This window comes from Aeromonas sp. QDB11, assembly GCF_027705265.1.
Classification (GTDB): domain Bacteria; phylum Pseudomonadota; class Gammaproteobacteria; order Enterobacterales; family Aeromonadaceae; genus Aeromonas; species Aeromonas allosaccharophila.
Genome location: NZ_JAPDBM010000032.1, coordinates 44,489 through 50,681, shown reverse-complemented (window position 1 = coordinate 50,681; position 6,193 = coordinate 44,489). Strand labels below are relative to the sequence as shown.

General features: G+C 59.4%; 7 protein-coding genes. 1 reads left to right on the top strand and 6 read right to left on the bottom strand.

Going from position 1 to position 6,193, the window contains the following annotated elements; genetic code table 11:
- Nucleotides 1-322: 322 nt before the first annotated feature.
- From OKC40_RS12390 to OKC40_RS12365, 6 genes are read right to left on the bottom strand one after another with little or no spacing between them, the layout of a single operon-like run.
- A complete protein-coding gene (locus OKC40_RS12390; RefSeq protein WP_267529567.1) occupies nucleotides 323-1,501 on the bottom strand; it encodes a hypothetical protein in 1,179 nt (392 codons plus the stop codon).
- A gap of 2 nt (nucleotides 1,502-1,503) precedes the next feature.
- Nucleotides 1,504-2,166: an energy transducer TonB gene (locus OKC40_RS12385; protein WP_270795371.1), complete on the bottom strand. Its 663-nt coding sequence runs from the start codon at nucleotides 2,164-2,166 to the stop codon at nucleotides 1,504-1,506.
- Nucleotides 2,163-2,564, bottom strand: coding sequence for an ExbD/TolR family protein (locus tag OKC40_RS12380; protein WP_270795369.1), 402 nt, complete (start codon nucleotides 2,562-2,564; stop codon nucleotides 2,163-2,165). The genes OKC40_RS12385 and OKC40_RS12380 overlap by 4 nt, the downstream gene beginning before the upstream one ends.
- Nucleotides 2,561-3,091, bottom strand: a complete 531-nt coding sequence (locus OKC40_RS12375) for a MotA/TolQ/ExbB proton channel family protein (protein ID WP_005339367.1) — start codon at nucleotides 3,089-3,091, stop codon at nucleotides 2,561-2,563. Before OKC40_RS12375 ends, OKC40_RS12380 begins: the two co-directional genes overlap by 4 nt.
- A complete protein-coding gene (locus OKC40_RS12370; protein ID WP_270795367.1) occupies nucleotides 3,088-4,392 on the bottom strand; it encodes a MotA/TolQ/ExbB proton channel family protein in 1,305 nt (434 codons plus the stop codon). Before OKC40_RS12370 ends, OKC40_RS12375 begins: the two co-directional genes overlap by 4 nt.
- Nucleotides 4,389-5,150 carry a DUF3450 domain-containing protein gene (locus OKC40_RS12365; RefSeq protein ID WP_270795366.1) on the bottom strand — a complete coding sequence of 254 codons (762 nt, stop codon included), beginning with the start codon at nucleotides 5,148-5,150 and terminating at the stop codon, nucleotides 4,389-4,391. The genes OKC40_RS12370 and OKC40_RS12365 overlap by 4 nt, the downstream gene beginning before the upstream one ends.
- A gap of 210 nt (nucleotides 5,151-5,360) precedes the next feature.
- Between OKC40_RS12365 and OKC40_RS12360 the strand changes: the two genes are divergently transcribed.
- On the top strand, nucleotides 5,361-6,137 hold the full coding sequence (locus OKC40_RS12360; protein WP_058052634.1) for a helix-turn-helix transcriptional regulator: 777 nt from the start codon (nucleotides 5,361-5,363) through the stop codon (nucleotides 6,135-6,137).
- Nucleotides 6,138-6,193 lie beyond the last annotated feature (56 nt).

Sequence of the window (6,193 nt, the reverse complement as noted above, 5' to 3'; positions counted from 1 at the left end):
GAAAATCAACAAAATTGTTTGATGTTCGATGCTGTGAGTGCCCACACAGATTGCTTGATTCAAATTGTTAAAGAGCGTCACGCTTGTCGCGTTGAGGAGGCGCATATTACGCTTCTCACTTCGAAAGTCAAGCGATTGTTTTCGCTTTTCTTTCGGCGCCCACTTCGCAAGGAAGCTGGCTCATCAGTCCGGCGTGTTCCGCCGTGCTGGTAGGGGCGCATTATAGGGAGCTGAGCCGGGATGACAAGGGCTTTTTGCAAAAATGCGTTCGTTTGCTGAAAAAGCGAACTGAACACCCCAAAACAGCCCCTTGGCACCATTTTTACGCTGCTTTTTTGCTCAACTCTTCGCTTTGTGCCCGGATATAGTTGACCCAGCTGGTTGCCTTCTGCTGCCAGTTATCCTGTTGCTGCAGCTCACGGGCCAGTTCCAGCGCCTGGGCATACTGCTCCTTATTGAGGTGTGCCTGCACCAACAGCGCTTTGGCACGATTGCCTTGCTCGCCTTTTACCGACTTGATGGCGGCGAGCTGGATCATGGCAGCATCAGTCTTGCCCTGTTGCAGCATCAGTTCGGCGGCGCGCATGGCAGCTTTGGGCTGACCATGTAGGCTGGCCAGCTGCTGCCAGCTATCAACTGCTTGTGACCACTCCCGGGCACCTTCCCACAATTGGGCCAGCAGTTGGCGGTTTTCAGCACTTTGCTTCATCTGTCCCTTGGCCATGGCCGCCTCCAGCAGACGGGCACCACGATAAGGCAGCCCTTGCCAGGCATAGAGGCGGATCAGCTGATTGCGGGCTGACGCGTCATCCATCAGTTTTCTGTCGATGGCAGTCTGCAGCAGCGCCAACGCCTGATCCCCACGTTTGGCGGAGAGGTTGAGCGACACCGCCTGCTGCCACCATTTGCTCTCTTTGGGTTCGTGGCTGATCAACTCGGCCGCCTGATCGGCCGCCACGCCATAACGTTGCTGAGCGGTGAGGGCGGAGAGACGAATGATGGCGGCCTGCTTCTGCCAACCCTTCTTCAACAACTGTTCGCTCTGGCTGGCAGCGTCACCGTACTGTTTGTTGTGGTAATAGAGGCCGGCCAGACGCAGGCGCAGCCCATCGTCTTGTTTGAGTGCCAGTGCCGCCTTGTAGCTGGCGATGGCGCCAGACCAGTTGGATTGCTGGGCCTGAATATCGCCGCGCAGTCGCAGCAGCTGGAGCTGTTGTTGCTCGGGCCACTCTTTATAGGCAAGGGCCTGTTCGACATAACGGCTCGCCTGGGCGGTCTGTTGCAGATTGGCCGCCAGCGAGGCTTGCAGCTGCGCCAGCCAGGCACGCTCGGCATCGCTATTTGGCTTGAGGCCGGATGCCTTGCTCTGGGCTTGTTGCCACTGACCGGACTGATAGAGCTTCATCACGGGTTCAAGCTGACGGGAGAAGTGAGGGCTGACCTCCATCGCCAGACAGGCTTGGCCGACCAGGGCAAGCAGACAGATCCAGATCCGCAACATAATTATGACTCCAGTTTGAATTTGAGCGTGATGACTTGCACCAGCTTGTCGGTGGCGCCCGGTCTCGGCTGATAGCGCCACTTGTTGATCGCCTGAATGGCCGCCCGCTCGAACTGACGCTTGGGCTTGGCCTCGACCACTTCCACATCCTGCACGCCACCTTCGGCATTCACGCTAAAGCGCAGGGTGACGAATCCTTCGATCCCTGACTGCTGGGCACGATAGGGGTAGACCGGCTCGATCCGTTGCAGCGGCATCAGCATGTCACCTGCGCCGATACCCGCTCCCTGCTGCTGGCCGTGGTAGTTGCCACTCAATACCGGTGCGGTACTGGTCGCCACACCGGGGGCATAGACCTGCACCGCGCTGAGGCTGGAAACCAGATCCAGACTCGGCTCAACGGCCGCCAAAGGGGCCGCGGCAGGCATCGGCAGCGGTGTCGAGGCCAATGCGGCGGGAGGCTCTGGCAGAGACTCGGGTTCCTGCGGTACCGGACGCTCGCGTACCTGCACCTCGGTCACCTCGTTCTGCATATTGATGATGATGGGCTTCTGTTCGCTCGCCACCTTCTCGCCCCGAGGCGGTTCAACCAGGGTGGCCATAAACAGCAGGATGCCCAGACTGAGGGCAATCCCCAGTCCCAGGCTCATCAGCTTGTATTTCATTTCGGCGCCACCGCCACGGCGATATTGGCGATACCCGCCGCCTTGGCCTCATCCATCACCCGCACCACCTTGCCATGAGGCACTCGCTCATCGGCCTGGATCACCAGACTGGCATCGGGTTGCTCCGCCAGCAGACGGGCGATGGTGGCCTGCACCCGCTCCACATCGATCTGCTTGCGGTCGAGGAAGATCTGACCCTGAGCCCCGATCGCCAGCATGATGTTGGAGGATTTCTGCGCCTTGACCTGACTGGCCTGGGGTCTGTGTACCTCGAGCCCGGCTTCGCGCACGAAAGAGGTGGTGACAATAAAGAAGATCAGCATGATGAACACGATATCCAGCATGGGGGTCATGTCGATCTGCACTTCGTCACGCTGGCGTTTGGATTGCCGTCTCATTGCATTACCTTCTCTTCTCGCAGGCCGTCCCGGGTCTTGGCCAGCGCACGCTTGGCCTGACTCTCGAGCCGACTGAGTAACAACACGCCGGAGAGCGCCACCACCATGCCTGCCATGGTGGGGATGGTGGCGCGGGAGATCCCGCCCGCCATGCTCTCCGGGTTAAAGCGGTTGGCCGCGGCCAACGCATCGAATACGCCGATCATGCCGGTCACTGTGCCCAGCAACCCCAGCATGGGGCAGAGCACCACCAGGGTGCGGATGAAGATCAGATGACGGTTCAGTTCCAGCTCCGCCTGTGCCAGCCAGCGGCTGCGGATCGCCCTGGCGTGCCAGCTGTGGCGCTCGCTGCGCGCCTGCCAGCGACCGAGCAGCTGTTGCTGCAACGGGCCGAAACCCAGATTGAGGTAGAGCAGCCGCTCGATCATCAAAATCCACATCAGCACCAGCAGGGCCAGAATGACCCAGAGCACCGGGCCGCCACGGCCCATGAAGCTCTGCAGCTGTTGCCAGATGTCGAGCATCATGCTGCTCGCTCCATCCCGCCGTGATTGCTCTCGGCGCGCTCGGCCAGAATGCCGGCCACCTGCTGCTCCAGCACATTGGAAAGCTCGGTGAAGCGCGATTGCAGCAGGCTGTGAGCCAGGATCAGCGGGATGGCCGCAACCAGACCCTGTACCGTGGTGACCAGCGCCATGGAGATGCCGCCCGCCATGATCTTGGGATCGCCGGTGCCAAACTGGGTGATGGCCTGGAAGGTGCCGATCATCCCGGTCACAGTTCCGAGCAGACCCAGCATGGGGGCGATGGCCGCGATCACCTTGACCATGCCGATGCCGCGCTCCATGCGAGGGGTCTCCTGCAGGATTGCCTCATCAAGACGCAGTTCGAGGGTCTCCATGCTCAGCTCGGGATGCTTGTCAGCTACCGTCAGCACTCGACCGAGGGCATTGTCGGCATGGTACTCGCCGCTCTTGAGCTGGCGACGAACCCGACCCAGCTCACGGGAGAGGCTCCACAGCCGTACCGCCGCAATTCCCAAACCGATGGCGGCCAGCAGCACGATAATGGCACCAACCTGACCACCTTGCTGTACCTGCTGCCAGAAGGTGGGCGCCTGCGCCAACATCGCCAGCAGAGCGCCATGAGCAGGATCCAGCGGCAGCGCTTCCCCTTCCTGACCCTGATAAGCCGCAACGGCAGAGAGCACGCTACCGGGCAGCCCCAGTACCGGGCTCAAGCCCTCGGCTGTCGGTTGCAGGAAGCCGTCGCTCCCCAGCAGGGCAAAACTGCCAACCCGGGTCAGCGGCTGCTCGCTGGCAGCCCCCTGGGCATCGAGCACCTTGCCGTTGAACTGAGCAATCCGGCCAGATTCGCGGATCTCTTGCAGCAGAGTGACGGGCAGCAAGGCGAGGGCGGCGCGATCCGGCACCTGTTTATCCTGTGCCATGGCTTTCAGCGGGGCGAGACGCTCCGGGTACTGACCCTCAACGGCGGATTCGCTCAGCAGCTTGACTGCATCGCTGGCGCCCTGACGGGTGACCGCGAAGATCTCGTTCATGTCGCCGGAGGCTTGCTCCCACTGGGCGTTGAGTTCGACCAGTTGCTTCTCGTTGCTGGCGAACTGGCTGGCCAGCTCCTTGCTCAGGCGCTGGGCCTCGGTCAGTCTGGCGCGGGCAGTGCCGAGCTCCTTGGCAACGGTCGCCAGATCTTGCTGAGCCTGCTGCTCACGAGCCTGTTCCTGCTGCTGCCACTCATCGGCGACAGCGACGTTGGCACCGCAGGAGAGGGCAATAAGGAGGGGGAACCACTTCATGGTGACTCTCATGATTGGGCCTCCTGACTACGGCTGACAGAGAGGGGGACATTGAGCAACTGGGGAACTTTCTTGTCGGCGGCCACATCCATCGCCTCGGCGATGGGGGAGAGCCACTGGCTATCGAGGGCTTGCCACTGCTTCGCCTCGGCAGACCAGCGCCATGCCTGACTGCGATCGGCAGTCATCGCCAGCAGGGAGACCCGACCGAGTGCCAACACATCAACCCGACGCGGTGCACCATCCAGCTCCAGCTCGGCAGAATAGCTATCCATCCGACTGCCATATTCGGCTTCGATCTGATAGGCCTGCAGCAGCTGGCGGAATTTCTCCGCCTCGCTCACGTCGGCGCGGGCTAGCGTCACTTTCAACTGTGCAACCCGCGCCAGACGATCCTCCTTGCGCAGCGGGATGTCGTTTTGCACCAGCTGTTCCAGATCTGCCTGCATCTGCAGCATCAGCGGGATCAAGCCCTGACGGGTCTCTTGCACCGCTTCCAGCTGCTGGCTCAATTTACCCAGCTCATTTTGCTGATCGGCCACCAGAGATTGCATGTAGCGGTTGTAGGCTTCGAGGTCGCGTAGTTGCAGCTGGGCATTTTGCAGCTCCAGTCGTGCGGCAACGGCGGCATCGGCGGCTTTTTCCACCCGCTGCTGAGAGGCTTTCCCGGCAGCTATGCTGTTCTTGAGGGCGGGAGCAACCAGCTCATCCCCGATGGCAGCAAAGTGGACTGACAGTGGCAGCAGGGCCACACCCCATAACTTGTTCATTGAAATACATCTTATTAATGATAACTATTATCATTATCTCAAATGCAGCGCAGACTGGCAACGAGAGGATTTCCTTGGCCTTTATGCACAAAAACAGGATAATTTTTAAGCACGCACGGAATAAGTGGCGCCAATAGCCACCGCACAAATATAAATAACGAGAAAAAATCTTTTCGATCAGTGTGATAGAGATCGAAAAAGGAGAAAGTAATGCTCAACGATGCGATCTGGGAACATATAGACCAGTTCACCAAGGCAACAAAAACCAGCGATATCCAGCAACTGCTGGAGCGCTTCAGTCATCAAATGGGCTTTGATTACTTTCGGCTGCTGATTATTTTCCCCATCAGCATGCAAAAATCCCACGTGGCACTGTTCAACAACTGTCCGACCACCTGGTTTGACGCCTATAGCGAAAACCAGTATCTGACCCAGGATCCGGTGGTCTATCTGGGGCTGAAACAGACCCAGCCGATTTTCTGGAACAAGCTCGACTGCGACTCGCCCTGGCTGCCCAGCGCCAGCCGCGACGTGATGAACCTGGCGGCCGATTTCGGAGTGCGCAATGGTGTCTCCTTTCCGCTGCACACCCCGCAGGGGGAGCACGGCATCCTGTCATTCATCACCAAGGAGAAATCCAACTCCGACCTGATGTTTGAAAATGTCCCGCTGCTATCGTTCTGCGCCAGCTACATCTTCAACTCCGCACTGCAACTGATCAAAAGCAGACCGGATATGATGAAATACCTGACCGAACTGTCGGATCGGGAGAAGGAGTGCCTGTTCTGGGCCAGCGAGGGCAAGACCTCCTGGGAGATCGCCACCATCCTCGGGATCAGTGAGCGGACGGTCAACTTTCACCTGACCCAGGTGACCAACAAAACCGACTCGAAGAACCGCAGTCAGGCCATCGCCAAGGGGATCACCAGCGGCATCATAGTGCCCTCCCTCGACGAGGTGACCATTACCAACCTGCGGCTGTCGTAACCCTCAGCCGAAACAAAAAGAGCCGCAATTGCGGCTCTTTTTCATTTCAGAAAGTG